Raw genomic sequence first — 15869 nt, forward strand, 5'->3', positions numbered from 1 at the left:
GGCCTGGGCGGCGAGTTGGTTGATCAAGGCGTGGCGCACGGAGCGCTCTCGGCGTTCCCGGCGTTCCTCGCGCTCCATCAACCGCATCAGCTCGGGGGTGGTCATTGCCGCAAACGTCAACGCGCACAAGCGGTCCTGGGCATCGTCGGACGCGTCGAAGGCCTCGATGATCTCCACACGCGTGCTCGCTGCCATACCAGAATTTTACGAAGGACCACCGACAAGTTCGGATGGCGACGACACAGCGAATCACGTTGATAGCACCGGTGATATCACGTTCGCGGCACGGCATGTGCCACGTGAGAACTCACTCCGGCGGGATACCGGGCGGCGGGTTCACTCCGCGCAGAATCCACGGGAACCAGTCGATGGCGTACTCGATCTCGTCGGTCGCGTCGTAATCCGGTCGGGGATCAAGAGGAACGTTCTCCTGCAGTGCCACCACCGACGGCGGTCTGGGCGGCCCCGCGGCAGGGACATCGGGCTGTCCGTAGACCGCTACCACGACGGTCCGATCCGGGCTGTTCTCCGACCACACGCCGATCTGAGTGTTGGCGCAATTGGACATGATCGCGAAATACGCCGGCTCGTAATACCACCGGTTGATCAACTCGACGCCGCTGATCGCCATGGCGGGATTGATCGCCACCGTTTCCGCGACCTTGCCGTGATAGCCGGCGGCGGCTGCCCGGTCCTGGGGCGCGGACCCGTCTGAACCGATGTCGCCGTTGAGGTCCCGGTTGTTCAACACATCGAGCGTGTGCCACTGGGCGGCCTGCTGCAGCTGCGGATTGATCTTGACATCGTTGGTGCAGCCCGCCTGATGTTGAACGGTGAACACGTTGGCGACCACGCTGTCGTTGAGGCGCTTGTTGTCCGCGTGTGCCACCGGAACCCCCGCCGCGGCGCCCAACGATATTGCGGAGAGCGTGAGCAGGATCCGCCTCATGTCAGCCTCCAATCCGATAGTTGGCCGCGGAGTGTCGCAACTGCCAGATCAGGGCCGGGCACAATTCGTTCACGGCCTGGCTCAGCAGATACGACGCCTGGTATTCATCGGTGGTGTTGAAGTCGCCCTTGATGTCGCCGATCAGCAAGGCGTATCCGCGTCCCTGAGATATCTTGTCGCACAATCCATTCCCATACTGCAGGGCATCGTCGGCGTTGGCGAAGTTGTACCCGGGGCGCATGGTGACGTTGACCAGATAGGCCACCGCATCAGCGTTCGCGCGCGGTGGTGCACCTGTGACCAGCAGAGCTGCTACCACCACGACGAAACCGAAACGGCGCATTGGCGTCACCTCAGACCGGATCGAATCGCGATATCAGCCAACGGCCGTCGCGTTTGTCGAGGGTGACCCGAACGTTGGACGCGGTGCTGGTCGGGGCATCCTGGCCGACGACGACGGTCTGGCTCACGAACAGCAGTATTACGGCATGGTCGGCTGTCACCGACACCGACGCGGCGCCCGGAACGGTCGCCACCGCTGATATCTGTTTCTGTTTGGCGCCGGGAATCACTACATCGTGCGTCAATTGGGTGTAAGCGTCCAGGAATGCCCCCGTCAGTCTGCCGCGCGCGGCGTCCAGATCGTGCTGCACGGTGTCTGGCTTGTAGGACAGCAGGGCGATGGTGCCCTCAGTGGCAGCCCGCATGGATTCCGACCGGGCCGCCGCCGCGTCGCGGACTGACATGTCCTGCCATTTCAGCCAGCCGGATGCCGCCGCCAGCGTGAGTGCCAGCGCCGGCAGCAGCCCGTAAGTGAGCACCCGCGACCACTTGATCGCGCTCATGGCACGAATCCTACGTCGGACACCTTCACGTGATCACCGATCCTGGTAACTGTTATCCGCATTCGCCACAACCGGGGAACCGGTTCGGTTTCGCCCGCATTGGACGTCTGCACCGACACTTCAACCAGCGCCTGAGCGGAATCGGCGCTCTGGGACTCCAGCCCCGCCTCCGTCACCGTGCCGACCGTGCTGGCCTTGGCCTGTTGCAGCACCTCGATAAACGGTCCTGAGCGCCTGGCGAAGTCGTTGTAGAACTCGCCCGTCGCGCCGTCAAGTATCCGGCGCACGTCAGCATCGGCATGCTGCCAATCGATGGTCGTCAGGTTCAGCGCGCCCTGCCTGGCTACCTGGAGGAACTGACTGCGTTGCGACTGCGCCTGCTGCGACTGGTGGGCGCGGAACCCGAGCCAGCCCGTCAGCGCTGCCAAACACACCACCGCGACCACGCCGAACACCGTCGCCCACCCATGGGCGGAAAGGGATCGTCGCGTGCGTGGGGCCGGAGGGGTGTCGTCAGCTGCCACGGATTCGGGCGTCAGCTGCCCGGCGGCAGCAGCATCGATTGCCATGTCTTGTCCTTTGGAGCGGGTTGGCCCGGCCCGGCGTACGTGCCGGTGGCCGGGTCGTATTCGGCGGCGGCCAGCGGTGGGGGTATCGGCGGGGCCACGGGTGCAGGCCCGGGCGGCAACTGCGGGATGCCCTGACCTGACAAGGTTGCGTTGGGGTCACCCTTCCAGTTGAAGCCGTCGTTGAGAGGCACGTACTGCTCGTTGCTTTCGCAGAGCTTGACGGTGGGCGCCCGCTTACCGGGCACCGTCTCGCACGGAATGTTCCGTGCACCACGCACATTGAGCGGCGAGTCTTGCGGCACCCGGCAGTACAGATCGCCGGCCGGGCGGCCCGGGTAGTCCTCGAATGTCGGAACGCGTTGCTGCTGGGCCGGCAGGAAACCGGTCATACACGGCGGCGGCAGGTTCAAGTTCAGGTTGAAGCTCAGATACTGACCCCGATATGCCTGCTTGGTATTGAGATTGGCCAAGATTCCGGCCTGTTCAGCCTCGATCGACCGCGGGAAGACGACGAGCAGTTGTTCGATGTCGTTCTGGTAGGTCAACGCCACCTGGCCTACGCTGACCAGGTTGGCCAGCAGGATCGGCAGGGTCGGTTGCACGCGATCAATCAGCTGCCGCACTTCTTGCAGCGCCGGGCCGCCGCGGTCGATCACTCCGCCGACAGCTCCGTCGTGCGCCTGCAGATCCGCGGTGACCGCGGCCAGGTGTGACGCCCAGCCCGCGATCGCATCCGAGGTGTGCGTCTGCGAGTCGAGCACCGGCGGCGCACGGTCGATCAGCGTCAGCAGGGGGTCGAGATTCTTGCGGGCGTCCGTCGCCAAGGTTGTCGAACCTGCCACCAGCCGGGACAGCTCGGGACCCAGACCGCCCACGGCGGTATAGGACTCGTCGACAACGGTCTGCAGGTTGTCCCGCGGTATCGCAGCTATCGCCGAGTTGGCGGCGCTGAGCAATCCGTTGATGTCCGGCGGCACCGAGGTGTCGGCCAGTGCGATGACGTCACCGTCTTTCAGCGGCGGTGAGGTGGCGTTGCGCGGCAGCAGTTCGACGTATGATTCGCCGATCGCGGTGTGGCTGTGCACCTCCGCTTTCAGGTCGGACGGGATGTCGATGCCCGACTTCAAGGACAGCACCGCTTCGACCCCGGCGTCGGTGAGCCGCACGGACTCCACCCGGCCCACCTCGAAGCCGCGATAGGTGACGTTGCCGGTGCCGTACAGGCCCCCGGACTCCGGCAGCTGCATCGTCACCGTGTACCGGCCGACGCCGAACAGCATGGCCGGCAATTTCACGAAGTGCAGGAACGTCACGGTCAGCACGCCCAGCGCGATGACGCTGAAGACGGCCAATTGCACGATGATTCGTCGCGGCAGGTGCAGCATTCAGGGCCCCTGCTCGAAGTGGTAAGGCGCGGTCAACGGGTTGCCGGGCGTGCCCCGGAAGCCTCCGGTGCAGGGGCTGGGGAACTGGCCGATGGTGCGGCCCCACTGCAGCTCAAGCTGGGTCAGATGGCACTCCCAGCGGGTGCCGGTGAACAACCCCTGGTCGATCCGGCTGAGCGTGAGGTCGACGATCGCCGTCAGATTCGCGTAATCACCGCGCTGGAAATTCTGGAAGGTCTCGTTCGGGAACGGGAAGGTGCCCAGCAGGGACAGCGACCGGGTGAGGCTCGGACCGGCGTTGGCCAAAGACTCCAGAACCGGCCCCAGTTGCGACAATTCACTGACCAGGCTCGCCTTGGTCGTGTTGACCGCGTCCACGGTCAGGGCGCTGAACTTGCTCAGCTGATCAGCCGCCTCGACGAGCTTGCCGCGCTCCTCGTTGAGTACCGCGAGCGCGTCGGGGACGGTCGCCAGGGCGCGGTCCAGTACCGGTTGCTGAGCGGCGAACTTACCGGCAAGGCGGTTCACACTCTCAGTGGCTGCGATGATGTCGCCGGACTGGTCGTTGAGGTAGGCGGAAAAGCGGTCCAGTTGCCCGATCAATCTGCGCACGTCGTGCTCACGGCCGCGGAACGCCGTACTCAAGGCCTCGGTGATGTCCTGAATCTGGCCCAACCCGCCGCCGTTGAGCACCAAGGACAACGCGGCCAGCGTCTGCTCGGTGCTCGGATATGCGCTGCCGCGGGACAGGGCGATGACGGAGCCCGCAGCCAGCTTGCCCTGTGGCGCTTCCGTTTTCGGTGGTGCCAGCTCGATGTGATACGAGCCCAGCAGGCTGGTGGTGCCTATCTTGGCCGTCGCGTTCGCGGGCAGGTTGACGTCGGCGTTGAGCTGCATGGTCACCAACGCATGCCAGCCCTGACGCTCGATCTTGGTCACGTGGCCGACCGTCACGTCCGCGACCCGCACCCGTGAGTTCGCTTGAATGTTGTTGACGTCGGGCAGCTGCGCCGAAATCACGTAAGAGCCGGGTCCGTTGCCTTCGGTGCCGGGCAGCGGCAGTGAGTTCAGCCCGTGCCAGCCGCACCCGGAGACTCCGGCCACAACCGCGAGCACCACCACTAAGGCCGCGAGCCGGTTCATGAGCCGTCTCCCTGGGGGAGCATCAGACCGGGCAGGCCGGCCGCGGGGTCGGGATGCACCGGGGCGCCCGGGGGCACGAAGTCAGGGCGCATCCAGTCCTCGCTGTAGGTGATCTCGTTGGGCCTGGCTTGGGCCCCCACGAATAGGTTCTCCCCCAACGGCGGGAAGTTGTACTGGCGGTTCTTCACGATCGGCGCCATGTACTGGGCGCAGAGTTTCGCCGCCTGCTCGCCGCCCAGTCGCGAGGCCGCCTGAATAGCCCCGCACAGGAACGCGATCGGATTGGCCATGTTGGCGCCCGCCAGCGCGCCGGTCAGCGATCCGTTGGCCGGCTCGAAAATGTTGTTGAAGTTCTGCAACACCGTGGGGCTGATGTGCAGTGTCTGCTTGATGTCGTCGAGGCTGGCCACCAGCGTCCTGCTAATCGACGAGAGCTTCTCCGAGGCCGTGCCGACGGCCTCACGGTTGTCCGCGGTGAAGCTCTGGACGTCGGTCACGACGGCATTGAGGTCCTCGGCCGCCGCGGCGACTTTGTGCGGATCGTCGGCCAGCAGCGACGAGACTGACGCCAGATTCTGGTTGAGGCGCTCGAGCAGATCGGCGCTGTCGTGCAAGGCCGTCACCAACGTTGACAGGTTCTTCAGGGTGGCGAAGATGTCGTTGCTGTGATCACTCAGTGCCGAAACTGCTTGGGAGAGTTTGATGACGGTGTCGCGGATGCTGGCGCCCTGGCCGCGCAGATTGTCGGCGGCGGTGTTGATCAGTGCACCCAACGTGCTGACGCCGCCGGGCCGGGTGGGTTTCAGCAATTCGGTGAGCCGCTGCAGTTGAGTCCGCAGGTCGTCCCACTCGACCGGAACCGCCGTGCGGTCCTGCGGGATGATCGCGCCGTCGGCCATGGCGGGCCCGCCGGTATACGGCGGCGTCAGCTGAATTGCCCGACCGGTTACAAGTTGCGGTGACAGGATCGCCGCCTTCGCGTCGGCGGGGACCTTGTGCCGGGGGTCGAACCACAAGGTGATCTTGGAGCGCAGCGGTTGCGGTTCGATTTTGAGGACCTTGCCCACCGCCACGCCGCGGATGCGGACGTCGTCCCCGGCGAACAGGCCGCTGCTGTTGTCGAAATAGGCGACGACGACCGTTCGGCCGGTCTCCTCCGCCGTCCGCATCGACACGATCACACCCGCGACGAAGATCAGGGCAAGGGTGGTCGCCAGCACCGAGCGGGCACGCCGCAGCTTCGCGGTCATGGAGTGCCTCGCGGTGGCTGTTGCGCCGGCGGCCCGGGTGGCGGACCGCCGGGCGGCGGAGCGGGCGGCTCCGGGCGGTACGGATAGCGCGGATCGTCGGGATTGCCGGTGATGGCGTCGGGCAGATTCAGACGTGGTTCGCCGCCCTGCCCGGTTCGTGGGTACGGGACCGGCAACGCCGGGGTCCCGGGCTGGCCGGTCGGCGGGTCGGTCAGTTGCGACGGGAGCAGCGTGGCCGGGTCCAACCCGAGGTCGGAGAAGGCGGCGCTGATGAATGGCTGGACGAATTGGCCCGGCAGCAGATTGACCACGTACGCCTTGAAGAACGGGCCCGACGACAGTGATTCACCGAGTGACATCACGTAGGAGTTGAGCAGCGGAATCGCCTGTTGCACACGTTCTTTGCGATTCTCCACGATGGCCAGCACCCCGTTGAGCTTGTCCAGAGCCGGACGCAGCTGCTGCCGGTTCTCACTGATGAAGCCCTGCAACTGCTTCGACACCGCGGATATGTTCCCCCAGATCTGATCCAGTGCGGCGCTCTGCGTTCGCAATTGGGCGAGCAACGCATTCGTGTCGCGCACCAGGTCGACGATCTGGTCGGTGCGCTTGGCCAGTACCCCGGTCGCTTTGGCCGCGTTGTCGAGCAGACTGCGCAGCTGGGCATCCCGTTCGTCGAGTGTTTGCGCGAGCCGGGCCACGCCCTTGACCGCGTTCCGGAAATCCGCCGGCGTGTCGGCGAAGGTCTGCGAGAGCATATCCAGCGACGCCGACAGCTGGCTGGTGTTCAGTCCGCTGATCGTGGTGGCCAAATCGCCCAGCGCGTCCGGTAATTGATAAGGCGACATGGTCCGCTCGATCGGGATCGGACCGGTGAGCTGGCCGTCACCGCGCGGCAGCACATCGAGGAACTTGCTGCCCAGCAGACCTTTGGTCTTGATCGCCGCTTCGGTGCGGTTGCCGAGCCGGATGTCGTCATCGATGTTGAAGGTGACCAGCACGCCCGGGCCGTCGAGCTCGATGCTGGACACCTTGCCCACCGGGTAGCCGGACACCTCGACGGTGTTGTCGGTGCGTAGCCCGCCGGCGTCGGCGAAGTAGGCGGACACCGTCTTCCCGTGATCGAAGAACGGTAAATGCCGGTACTCCAAGGCGCCCACCACCGCTGCGGTCACGCTGGCGATGCCGACCGCGCCGATGGTCAGCAGGTTGCGTTCGGCGAAGCTTTTCATTTCGGCGCGCACCGTCCCGTCGGCTGGCCGGCCACCTTGACGTACACGGGCTGGCCGCCCTTGCCGTTGACCTTGAGTACGACGTCGCACAGATAGAAGGCGAAGAAGTCGCCGTACATGCCTTGGCGCACCAGTGCCTGGTATCGGTCGGGCAGCGTGTTGAGCAGGTTGTCGAGATAGTCGTGATCGGCCAGCGCTATACCGGCGACCCGATCGGTTTCGTGCACCACTTTGGTGAACGGTGTGCGGGCCTGTGACAGCAGGTCGGCGATCGATCCCGCCGCGGCGTTGGTGTAGGCCACCGCGTTGGAGATTTCTGTCTTGCGTTCGGCCAGTCCGTGCACCAGCTGCGACAGCGACAGCACTGCCTGGTCGAGCCGATCGCTCTGCCCACCAAGGGAACCCAACACGACGTTGAGGTTGTCGACGACCTGGCCGATCAACTGATCGCGGTCGGCCAGCGTGTTGGTCAGGGCAGCGGCCTGATCCAGGAAAGAGGCGATGGTCGGTCCCTGCCCCTGGAACGCTTGGAGGAGTTGTTCGCTCAGCGCGTTGACCTGATCCGGATTCAGCGCCCGGAACAGCGGCTTGAAGCCGCCGATCAGGGCGTCCAGATCCAGCGCCGGCTTGGTGCGCGCCAACGGAATCGTCTGACCGGGGCGCAGAACGGCGAGACCGCCGGCCCCTTCTTCCAGCGCCAGGTAGCGGTCGCCGAACAGGTTGTCGTAGCGGATGACGGCCTGGGTGCCTTCGGTTAGCGTGACCGAATCCTCGGCAGTGAACGCGACACGCACCGTCGCATCCGGGTTGATCGAGATCTTGGTGACCTTGCCGACTTCCACGCCGGCGATGCGAACAAGCTTGCCCTGCCGCAGGTTTGAGACGTTGGTGAACTCCGCGTAGTAGATCTTGCCGGCCGCGAAGCGCACCTCGCCGAAGACGGCAACCAGCGCGAACGCGGTCAGTGCGCAGACCGCCAGGAAAACCCCGAGGCGCAGGACGACCCCTCTCAGATTGTCCCGCATGGCTTTTCTCCTGCTTCGATGCTTTTTTGGTGGATCACGGCGGTCCCGGTTCTGCCGGCGGAACCCCAGGCCACAGCGGCACTCCTCCGGGGCCGTACAGCGCCGCCCCGTACGGCGGCCCACCCGGGTTGGGGCCGACGGCCGGTCCGGGGATGCATTGTCGAATCGACGGCGGCTTGGGTACGGCGCGGGTCACCGGGAAGTAATCGGCCCAACAGGGATGTCCGAGTCCAGGATTGGGGCGGATGTCGATGCCGGTTCCCCAGCCGGTGTTGGTCACCAGTTCGCGTACCGGGAAGTTCTTGCTGGCGTCGGGTAGTGACCCGCAGCCGGGCCTGCCGCCGGGACCTCCCTTGGCAGCGACCAGCGGCAGGTTGTCCGGGAAGGCATACGGGTCATTGCCGAGCAGCAACGCGACATCGAGCTGGAGGGTGCGCCCGTCGCCGCCACCCCACGCCTCGTAGCCGCCGTTGTTGAGATACCAGGTGACGCCTTGCAGGAAGCAGGTGTATTCGGGGCTGTACTTGCCCAGTAGTCGCGCCGTCGGCTCCAGCAGGTTGACCGATGCGGCGAGGTTGTCTCTGCTCCCGCCGAGCAGGGTGGTCCCGGAATTGGACAGGCCGATGACGTTGAGGAGCAACGAATCCAGCTCCTTGGCGTGGCTGACGACGGTGGTGCTGGTGGTGCTGGCGGCGTCCATGATCGTCAAGATGTCCTGTGCGGCCGCGTTGTAGGTGTCGGAGAAGTTCTGCAGGGACTTCCAGTCGCGGCGGATGGTGTCGCTGCGGGCGTTGAGCGCCGTCAACACCTCGTTGAGGTCGGTGGTGGCCCTGCCGATCCGTTCTCCTTGGCCTCGGACGGCGTCGGCAACCGCGGTCAACACCGCGTTCAGTTTGAGCGGGTCGATCACGTTGAGCAGGCTGACCACATTTTCGAAGACGGTATTGATCTCGGTGCTGACGTTCTTCGAGTGCAGCACCGCCCCGGCGGCCAGTCGCGCGCGACTCGGCTGCTGCGGTACCACCAGTTCGACGAACTTCGCGCCGAATGCGGTGGTGGCACTGATCTGCGCCTCGACATTGGCTGGGATGTAACGCATCTGGTCGGGGTCCAGCTGCAGCGCCAGCCGCGTCCCCGACCTGTCGTCGGCGATGTGGCTGACCCGGCCTATCTGCACGCCGCGCATCATGACCTTGGCGTCGGTGTCCATCACCAGCCCGGAGCGGTCCGAGGTCAGCGTGACGGGTACATACGAGCGCAGGGTGCCGTCGAACGACACCGCCGTCACCAGGACGACGATCCCGATGGTGGCCAGCAGGATCAGCGTCCACCACCCGTCGTGCAGACGGTGCCGGTCCGGTCCACGGTTCATGTCGGCTAGCTCGCCAGGTGGAAGTTCGGGGACTGGCCATAGATGGCGAGCGTCATGATGACGATGGCGATCGACGCGATGACCATCGAGGCACGCACCGCCCGCCCGACGGCCTCGCCCACCCCGGCCGGGCCGCCGTGCGCGGTGTAGCCGTAATAGGTGCACACCAGCATGATCACCAGGGCCACGACGACGACTTCGAACGACGACCAGAGCACGTCGGTAGGACGCAGGAACGTGTTGAAGTAGTGGTCGTAGACACCGGAGCCCTGCCCGTAGACCGCCGTGGTGCCCAGCCGAGCGGCCAGATAGGCCGTCATGAGCCCGACGCAGAACAGTGGCACGGCCACCACGACGCCGGCCAGCACCCGGGTGCTCGCCAGGTAGCTGACGCTCCGGATTCCGATCACCTCGAGAGCGTCGATCTCCTCGTTGATCCGCATCGCACCCAGCTGGGCGGTGGCCCCGGCCCCCACCGTGGCCGCCAGGGCGACCATCACGGTTCCCGGCTGGATCTCACGGGTATTGAAGAAGGCGGACGCGAAGCCGGTCAATGCCTCGACGCCGACCGACGCAAACTGGTTGTAGCCTTGCACCGCAACGATCGCGCCGGTGGTCATCGCCAGGAACCCGACGATGACCACCGTGCCGCCGATCACCGCGAGAGTGCCGACACCCAAACCCATCTGGGCGATGACCCGGAAAAGTTCGCCGCGGTAGTGCAGCACGACATCAGGGATACCGGTCAGTGTGCTGACATAGAACCGCATCTGGGCTCCCAGGCGATTCCATTCGGCTGCAACGCTTTGCGTCATCGTCATGGCTGCACCTCACGACACCATGAACGGCATGCCGACGGCGGTGACGATGATGTTGATGACGAAAAGGACGATGAACGCGAACACCACCGTCTCGTTGACGGCCCGCCCGACCCCGGCCGGGCCCCCGCCGACCGACATGCCCTTGTAGCAGGCGATCAGTCCTGCCATCAAACCGAACAGGGTCGCCTTGATCATGGAGATGACGACGTCGATGGTGTGGGTCAGCGTGGTCAGACCGCTCACCCAGGCGCCGGCCGAGACGTGCATGAGAAAGACGGAGCAGAAGAAGGCGCCGATCAGACCGGTCGCGGTCACGATCGAACTCAAGGCCAGCGAGATGGTAGTAGCCGCCAGAACCCGCGGAACCGCAAGCGCCTGAATGGGATTGATGCCCATGACCCGCAGTGCATCGAGTTCCTCGCGGATGGTTCGCGCGCCCAGATCGGCACACATCGCGGTGGAGCCCGCGCCGGCCACCACCAGCACCGTCACGATGGGGGCGCTCTGGTCCACGGTGAAGATCGCGCAACCGGTGCCGGAGAAATCGGCGGCGCCGATGTCGGTCAGCAGGACATTGAACAAGAAACCCGAAATCACCGCCCACGGAATGGTCATCAAAATGCCTGGGAGCGTTGACACCCGGGCGACGAACCAGCACTGCAACAGGTACTCGCGCCAGGCGAACGGCGGCCGGAACGCCGCCATGAAGGTGTCCAGTGACATCGCGAAGAAGTCACCGATCGCACGGACCGGCTTGGCCGCCTGGCCGACCGCGATCACCATGTCGCCGCGCACCCCCCGGCCTGCTCGATGTGGACGTGTGACATCGGAGAGAGTACGCGGCACACGGCGCTCATGTCCATAGACGATACGCGCATAATTCCTGCCTTGGGTGGTAAATAGCCAAGCAAATAACCACTTACCGCAGATCATGTATCTTGCTAGTATCGCCTAGAGCGGCGATAGGCAAGTGCACTCCGGTGCCAGTCGCGACGCTCCGGAGGGCACCGCCCACGGGTTGGGCCACCCGCCTGCTGTTGCCGGCTGTCCGGCACATCCCTGCTGCCATGCAGATCTCGCGGTCGGCGGTGACCCTCATCGGCTGAACGCATCCAGTGTCAGGGCGGAATTCATGAAGTCGCGAAAGTGCAGCCAGCGACCGTCGCGCAGGGTGATGATGTGAGCGAATTCCGATTCCCATTCGTGTCCGGTGGTGACCCGACGGAACCGCTGTCGCCCCCAGGTGGCGAGGTCGTCGCCCTGAGCGATGAATTTCCACGTCTGCATCTCGACGATCTCGATATGCTGCCCGACCTTGGTGAAGAACATCACCGCTTCGTCGATGCCCCGGTAATCACCGGCGTACGGAATGCTGTCGGTGCCGTAGTAGGTGATGCGGATTTCCGGATCCAGATGTGCCAGCGCGGTCTGCAGGTCGCCCGCCGGCACCGCGGCGTAGACAGCTCTGGTGGCGGCGATATTGCGTTCGACCGTCATGATGAAAGGTGAAGGGGCAGGCGCACATACGCATGCGTCAGCAGGCTGGCGGTCTGTTTGGTGCCGGGGTCGTCGGTCAGGGTGATCGTCGGATAGCGATCCAGCACCGCGTTGAGCACCGACATGACTTCCAGCCTGGCCAGTGCGGCGCCGAGGCAGAAATGCAGGCCGTGCCCCAGTGAGAGCTGTTGGCGGATGTTGAGCCGGTCGATGTCGAGGCGTCCCGGGTCCGGGAATACGGCCGGATCGCGGTTGGCGGATCCGAAGAACAGCGCCACCCAGTCCCCCGCACGGATCATCTTGCCGTCGATCTCGACGTCGCGGGTGGCGATGCGAAAGAGGCGCTGTGGTGGCCCGTCGAGTCGCATCGTTTCTTCGACGAAGATGTTGAGCAGGGTGCGGTCGGCGCGAACACGGTTCTGCACCTGGGGTTCCCGTGCCAGCGCGTGCAGCAGGTTGCCGATGAGAAAGGTAGTGGTTTCGCTGCCGGCAACCACCAGCGTGACGCAGAACCGCACTATCTCCTCCGGCGTGAGCCGTTGCCCGTCCACCTCGGCGCGCAGCAGCGCGGAGATCAGATCCTCCGCGTCCTCGACGTCCTGACTGCTCGGGCATCCGGCTCCTTCGTTGGCCAGATGCTCGGTGCGCTCGGCCAGCCGCGCCGCAAAGGCCGCCACCATCTCCTCGTTGCTGGCGATGCGTTCTTGCGGGGTCAGCGACGAGGACAGCATGAATGCGTTGGCCCAGCGCCGGAAGCGCACGTGGTCGCCGTCCGGTAAACCCAGCAGTCGCACCATGGCTCGGGTGGGGATCTCGGCGGCGAACTCCATCACCTCGGCAGTGCCGCCGCGGGAAGCCTCGTCAAGGTCGGCGAGCAGGCGCGGGACCAGCTCGGTGAGCCAGGCCTCCAGCCGCTTGACGCGGCGCGGAGAAAACGCCTGGCTGACCAACTTTCGTTCCACTTCGTGCTGGGGCGGGTCGGTATTGACCAGCATCAGGCTCGGTGCGGACGAGGCCTCCTGCAGCGGATCCCGGGACGAGAATGTCGCGCTGTCCCGTGCGGCCTGGAACACCTGGTCGTAACTGAACAGCGCCCACGCGGTGACGGGTTCGTCGGCGCCGGGCACCGTCCCAGGCGGCCAATCCCGATAACCCGCAACGGGTGAGAGTGCCCTGAGCCGGTCATAGAGCGGATAGGGGTCGGCGATGCCCCCGGGCGTTGTGAGCAAGTGCAGGGCTTCGCGGGCTTCGGGGGTAGATGTGGTGTCCGGAACGGTCGCAGATGACATGCGGACCAGCCTGGGCCCCCGCCGGTGGCAAAGCGATCCCCCGTTGGGGAGGACTCCTGCCCCCAGAGGAGAGGAATTTGGATTTTTCGCCGCGCCACGCCAGCCCTGGGAGGACAGTAAGCACGTGATGGTTGCCAGCGGTACACCCGATCCCGCATCGTTTGCGACCCTGGCCGACGGAGACCACCCGGGCTGGGCGTCCCGTCCGGTCAGGGAGACCGAGGCCGCACGCCAGTACCGCGAAGCCTTCCGTGGATGCGCCGTGGATCCGACTGACGACCCGATGGCCGTGGTCGCCGAGGCCATCGATGCCAAGGCTGCTGTCGTGCGCGCCGCCCTGGAGTCTCTCGGCGACGTGCGCGCGCTCAATGCGCTCGAGGCTGTGCTGGACCTGTCGGCGCTGGAACGGGACCTGCTCGAAGACGGCGCCAAGCGGCGCACCTTTGCCTTGCTACAGGTCCAGGAAGGCCTGAGCAAGTTGCGCGCCGTCGAGGATGTCGCCGCGATCGTCGACCGGGCACCGCGAGAACTGGTCGAGTCGTGCGGATTCGACCGCGCTGTGTTGTTCCGCGTCCACGAGGGTCGGATGGTGATGGAGTCCGCCTATTTCGGTGATGATAGTGCCGGTGCGGAGAAGATGGTCGCCTTTGCGCAGTCGGTGGCGCCGCCGTTGGACCATATGTTGTTGGAAACGGAGATGATTCGCCGGCAGGCGCCCGCGATCGTGCGGGATGCCCGCACCGACCCGCGCGTCAACCGGCCGATCATCGATTTCTCGCTGACCCATTCCTACGTGGCCGCGCCGGTCATGCCTACCGGGAAGGTGATCGGCTTTCTGCACGCCGACCGGCTGTATTCCGGCCGGGTGGTTGACGAGATCGATCGCGACACCGTCTGGGCATTCGCCGAAGGCTTCGGTTACGCCTATGAACGCACGGTGCTGCTGGAGCGGATGCGCCGCCAGCACACGGAGGTGCGGCGTGCCCTGGCGTCCGCGGACGAGGCCGCCCGCGCGCTGCAGGACGCCGATCTGGACTTGCGCAAGATCGAGCCTGTTGAACGTGGTCCTGCCGCAAGGTCACTGGCCGAGGTCGAGACGAAGGTGATGGCCGTGCTGACCCGCCGTGAGGTCGAAGTACTGCGGCTGATGGCGGCGGGCCGTACCAACCAGCAGATCGCCGACGAGCTGGTGATCTCGTCGGGCACGGTCAAGTCACATGTCAAGCGAGTGTTGCGAAAGCTGCGTGCGACGAACCGTGCGGAGGCGGCATCGGCCTATGTGCGCCTGGCCACCGTATCCGAATGAGGCTGACATTCAGCGTGTCTCGGACATCGCCGACGGGTGGGCCGCCAGCGGCGTCACGCGAATGGTCAGGAAGGGAAAGAGCGGTAACCCGGAGAGCAGTTGATGCAGTTCGTCATTCGATTCGACATCAAAGACGGAGAAGTTGGCGTACTCGCCGACGATGCGCCAGATGTGTGGCCACTTGCCGGCTCGCTGCAGCTCTTGTGAGTAGTCCTTCTCCCGTGCCACCAGGGCTGACCGCTGCTGCGGGTCGAGGTCGGGTGGCAGGTGTACATCCATGCGTATGTGGAAAAGCATTGCAGCTCAGGCCTTCTCCGGGTCGAGGAGGAAGTCGTAGACGACTTTCTGCGAACCGTCGGCCTGGGTCTGGGGCTCGAGCATCAGCTCGGGCTTGACCGCGGAGGCGATGTCATCGTCGTTGTGCGGGTCATCGGGGAAGTACAGCTGCGTCGTGAGCGGCTGATGGCCGACGGCCGAAACCTTCACGTGCAGATGCGCCGGCCGCCAGGCGTGCCAACCCGCGGCGGCGATCAGCCGCCCGCACGATCCGTCGGTCGGGATCTCATACGGGGCGGGCCGGATCGTGGTGATCTCGAATGTCCCGTCGGGATCGGCGGTAAAGGTGCCGCGCAGGTTCCACTCGGGCAGGTTCGGCGCGAACTGGGAATACCGGCCGTCGGCATCGGCGTGCCACAATTCGATGTCGCCCTGCAACGGGCTGCCGTCGACGGAGCTGATTCTTCCTGTCCAGTGCACCGGGGTGCCCGGCTCGTCGTCGCGCATCGGGATGGTTGCGCGCGCACCGCAGTGCGGAGAGCCCGGCACATAGTAGGGGCCTTCGATGGTGCCCTTGCTGCCGCTGCGATGTTCCGTGGCCACCTCCTCGACAACATGCTCGATCCAAACGTCCAGGAACAGCGGCCATTCACCATCGGACCCGACGTCGATGAGCCACGCCTTGAGGGCGTTGTACTCGGCGTAGGTCACCCGGTGCCGGCGAATGGTGTCGTGCAACGCGGAAAGGACCTCGCGCGCAAGCTCGCTCACCCGATCCTTCGGTGTCTCCGTGACTGCCGTGAACGGTGACTTGTCGGTGCGAAATCGCTCGGTTGCCGATGCACCCGCCGCGGCGGCGGTCAGTTCCTCAACGGTGATCATCTCCTCCGGCGCCTTTCTGTCCGGTAAT

17 protein-coding genes and 1 pseudogene are annotated in these 15869 nt (G+C 65.3%); 1 reads left to right on the plus strand and 17 read right to left on the minus strand.

Annotation, left to right across the window (positions count from 1 at the left end; all coding sequences use genetic code 11):
* The 15 genes and pseudogenes from AWC08_RS30900 to AWC08_RS30970 form a co-directional block, all read right to left on the minus strand.
* Positions 1-195, minus strand: a pseudogene (locus AWC08_RS30900) (hypothetical protein); the annotation flags it as partial.
* Positions 196-307: 112 nt separating this feature from the next.
* Positions 308-949 (minus strand): CAP domain-containing protein, encoded by a 642-nt coding sequence (locus tag AWC08_RS30905; protein WP_069435425.1) that lies wholly within the window; start codon positions 947-949, stop codon positions 308-310.
* A 1-nt stretch (position 950) separates the two neighbouring features.
* Positions 951-1292, minus strand: a complete 342-nt coding sequence (locus AWC08_RS30910) for a DUF732 domain-containing protein (protein ID WP_069435424.1) — start codon at positions 1290-1292, stop codon at positions 951-953.
* 10 nt (positions 1293-1302) lie between these two features.
* On the minus strand, positions 1303-1785 hold the full coding sequence (locus AWC08_RS30915; protein WP_065135398.1) for a hypothetical protein: 483 nt from the start codon (positions 1783-1785) through the stop codon (positions 1303-1305).
* A gap of 5 nt (positions 1786-1790) precedes the next feature.
* On the minus strand, positions 1791-2363 hold the full coding sequence (locus AWC08_RS30920) for a mammalian cell entry protein (protein ID WP_372513501.1): 573 nt from the start codon (positions 2361-2363) through the stop codon (positions 1791-1793).
* A complete protein-coding gene (locus tag AWC08_RS30925; protein ID WP_069435423.1) occupies positions 2330-3748 on the minus strand; it encodes an MCE family protein in 1419 nt (472 codons plus the stop codon). Before AWC08_RS30925 ends, AWC08_RS30920 begins: the two co-directional genes overlap by 34 nt.
* A complete protein-coding gene (locus AWC08_RS30930) occupies positions 3749-4891 on the minus strand; it encodes a virulence factor Mce family protein (protein WP_069435422.1) in 1143 nt (380 codons plus the stop codon). It lies immediately after the preceding gene.
* Positions 4888-6141: a virulence factor Mce family protein gene (locus tag AWC08_RS30935; RefSeq protein ID WP_065135376.1), complete on the minus strand. Its 1254-nt coding sequence runs from the start codon at positions 6139-6141 to the stop codon at positions 4888-4890. The genes AWC08_RS30930 and AWC08_RS30935 overlap by 4 nt, the downstream gene beginning before the upstream one ends.
* Positions 6138-7373, minus strand: coding sequence for a virulence factor Mce family protein (locus AWC08_RS30940; RefSeq protein WP_085088693.1), 1236 nt, complete (start codon positions 7371-7373; stop codon positions 6138-6140). The genes AWC08_RS30935 and AWC08_RS30940 overlap by 4 nt, the downstream gene beginning before the upstream one ends.
* Complete coding sequence (locus AWC08_RS30945) at positions 7370-8398, minus strand: virulence factor Mce family protein (RefSeq protein ID WP_069435312.1); 1029 nt, start codon at positions 8396-8398, stop codon at positions 7370-7372. The genes AWC08_RS30940 and AWC08_RS30945 overlap by 4 nt, the downstream gene beginning before the upstream one ends.
* Positions 8399-8432: 34 nt before the next feature.
* Complete coding sequence (locus AWC08_RS30950; RefSeq protein WP_069435313.1) at positions 8433-9770, minus strand: MCE family protein; 1338 nt, start codon at positions 9768-9770, stop codon at positions 8433-8435.
* Positions 9771-9775: 5 nt separating this feature from the next.
* Positions 9776-10591, minus strand: a complete 816-nt coding sequence (locus tag AWC08_RS30955) for an ABC transporter permease (RefSeq protein ID WP_065135373.1) — start codon at positions 10589-10591, stop codon at positions 9776-9778.
* Between the two features lie 9 nt (positions 10592-10600).
* Entirely contained in the window at positions 10601-11374 is a 774-nt protein-coding gene (locus AWC08_RS30960) for an MlaE family ABC transporter permease (RefSeq protein WP_069435316.1), read from the minus strand.
* Between the two features lie 312 nt (positions 11375-11686).
* Positions 11687-12088 (minus strand): nuclear transport factor 2 family protein, encoded by a 402-nt coding sequence (locus AWC08_RS30965; protein WP_065135372.1) that lies wholly within the window; start codon positions 12086-12088, stop codon positions 11687-11689.
* Positions 12085-13377: a cytochrome P450 gene (locus AWC08_RS30970; protein WP_069435314.1), complete on the minus strand. Its 1293-nt coding sequence runs from the start codon at positions 13375-13377 to the stop codon at positions 12085-12087. The genes AWC08_RS30965 and AWC08_RS30970 overlap by 4 nt, the downstream gene beginning before the upstream one ends.
* A 127-nt stretch (positions 13378-13504) precedes the next feature.
* On the opposite strand from AWC08_RS30970, the gene AWC08_RS30975 reads away from it, so the two are divergent.
* A complete protein-coding gene (locus tag AWC08_RS30975) occupies positions 13505-14683 on the plus strand; it encodes a LuxR C-terminal-related transcriptional regulator (protein ID WP_065135395.1) in 1179 nt (392 codons plus the stop codon).
* Positions 14684-14692: 9 nt separating this feature from the next.
* On the opposite strand, the gene catC is transcribed toward AWC08_RS30975, so the two are convergent.
* The gene (catC, locus tag AWC08_RS30980) at positions 14693-14980 is read right to left on the minus strand and encodes a muconolactone Delta-isomerase (RefSeq protein WP_069435315.1); all 288 of its coding nucleotides are present in this window, start codon (positions 14978-14980) and stop codon (positions 14693-14695) included.
* A gap of 6 nt (positions 14981-14986) precedes the next feature.
* The gene (catA, locus tag AWC08_RS30985) at positions 14987-15841 is read right to left on the minus strand and encodes a catechol 1,2-dioxygenase (protein ID WP_065135369.1); all 855 of its coding nucleotides are present in this window, start codon (positions 15839-15841) and stop codon (positions 14987-14989) included.
* Positions 15842-15869: the final 28 nt, after the last annotated feature.

The organism is Mycobacterium gordonae (genome assembly GCF_002101675.1).
In the GTDB taxonomy this organism is placed as follows: domain Bacteria; phylum Actinomycetota; class Actinomycetes; order Mycobacteriales; family Mycobacteriaceae; genus Mycobacterium; species Mycobacterium gordonae.

Coding starts and splice junctions, on each gene's coding strand:
- AWC08_RS30905 (WP_069435425.1), bottom strand. CDS start 949: ATGAGGCGGATCCTGCTCACGCTCTCCGCAATATCGTTGGGCGCCGCG.
- AWC08_RS30910 (WP_069435424.1), bottom strand. CDS start 1,292: ATGCGCCGTTTCGGTTTCGTCGTGGTGGTAGCAGCTCTGCTGGTCACA.
- AWC08_RS30920 (WP_372513501.1), bottom strand. CDS start 2,363: ATGGCAATCGATGCTGCTGCCGCCGGGCAGCTGACGCCCGAATCCGTG.
- AWC08_RS30925 (WP_069435423.1), bottom strand. CDS start 3,748: ATGCTGCACCTGCCGCGACGAATCATCGTGCAATTGGCCGTCTTCAGC.
- AWC08_RS30930 (WP_069435422.1), bottom strand. CDS start 4,891: ATGAACCGGCTCGCGGCCTTAGTGGTGGTGCTCGCGGTTGTGGCCGGA.
- AWC08_RS30935 (WP_065135376.1), bottom strand. CDS start 6,141: ATGACCGCGAAGCTGCGGCGTGCCCGCTCGGTGCTGGCGACCACCCTT.
- AWC08_RS30940 (WP_085088693.1), bottom strand. CDS start 7,373: ATGAAAAGCTTCGCCGAACGCAACCTGCTGACCATCGGCGCGGTCGGC.
- AWC08_RS30945 (WP_069435312.1), bottom strand. CDS start 8,398: ATGCGGGACAATCTGAGAGGGGTCGTCCTGCGCCTCGGGGTTTTCCTG.
- AWC08_RS30950 (WP_069435313.1), bottom strand. CDS start 9,770: ATGAACCGTGGACCGGACCGGCACCGTCTGCACGACGGGTGGTGGACG.
- AWC08_RS30955 (WP_065135373.1), bottom strand. CDS start 10,591: ATGACGATGACGCAAAGCGTTGCAGCCGAATGGAATCGCCTGGGAGCC.
- AWC08_RS30960 (WP_069435316.1), bottom strand. CDS start 11,374: ATGGTGATCGCGGTCGGCCAGGCGGCCAAGCCGGTCCGTGCGATCGGT.
- AWC08_RS30965 (WP_065135372.1), bottom strand. CDS start 12,088: ATGACGGTCGAACGCAATATCGCCGCCACCAGAGCTGTCTACGCCGCG.
- AWC08_RS30970 (WP_069435314.1), bottom strand. CDS start 13,377: ATGTCATCTGCGACCGTTCCGGACACCACATCTACCCCCGAAGCCCGC.
- AWC08_RS30975 (WP_065135395.1), top strand. CDS start 13,505: ATGGTTGCCAGCGGTACACCCGATCCCGCATCGTTTGCGACCCTGGCC.
- catC (WP_069435315.1), bottom strand. CDS start 14,980: ATGCTTTTCCACATACGCATGGATGTACACCTGCCACCCGACCTCGAC.
- catA (WP_065135369.1), bottom strand. CDS start 15,841: ATGATCACCGTTGAGGAACTGACCGCCGCCGCGGCGGGTGCATCGGCA.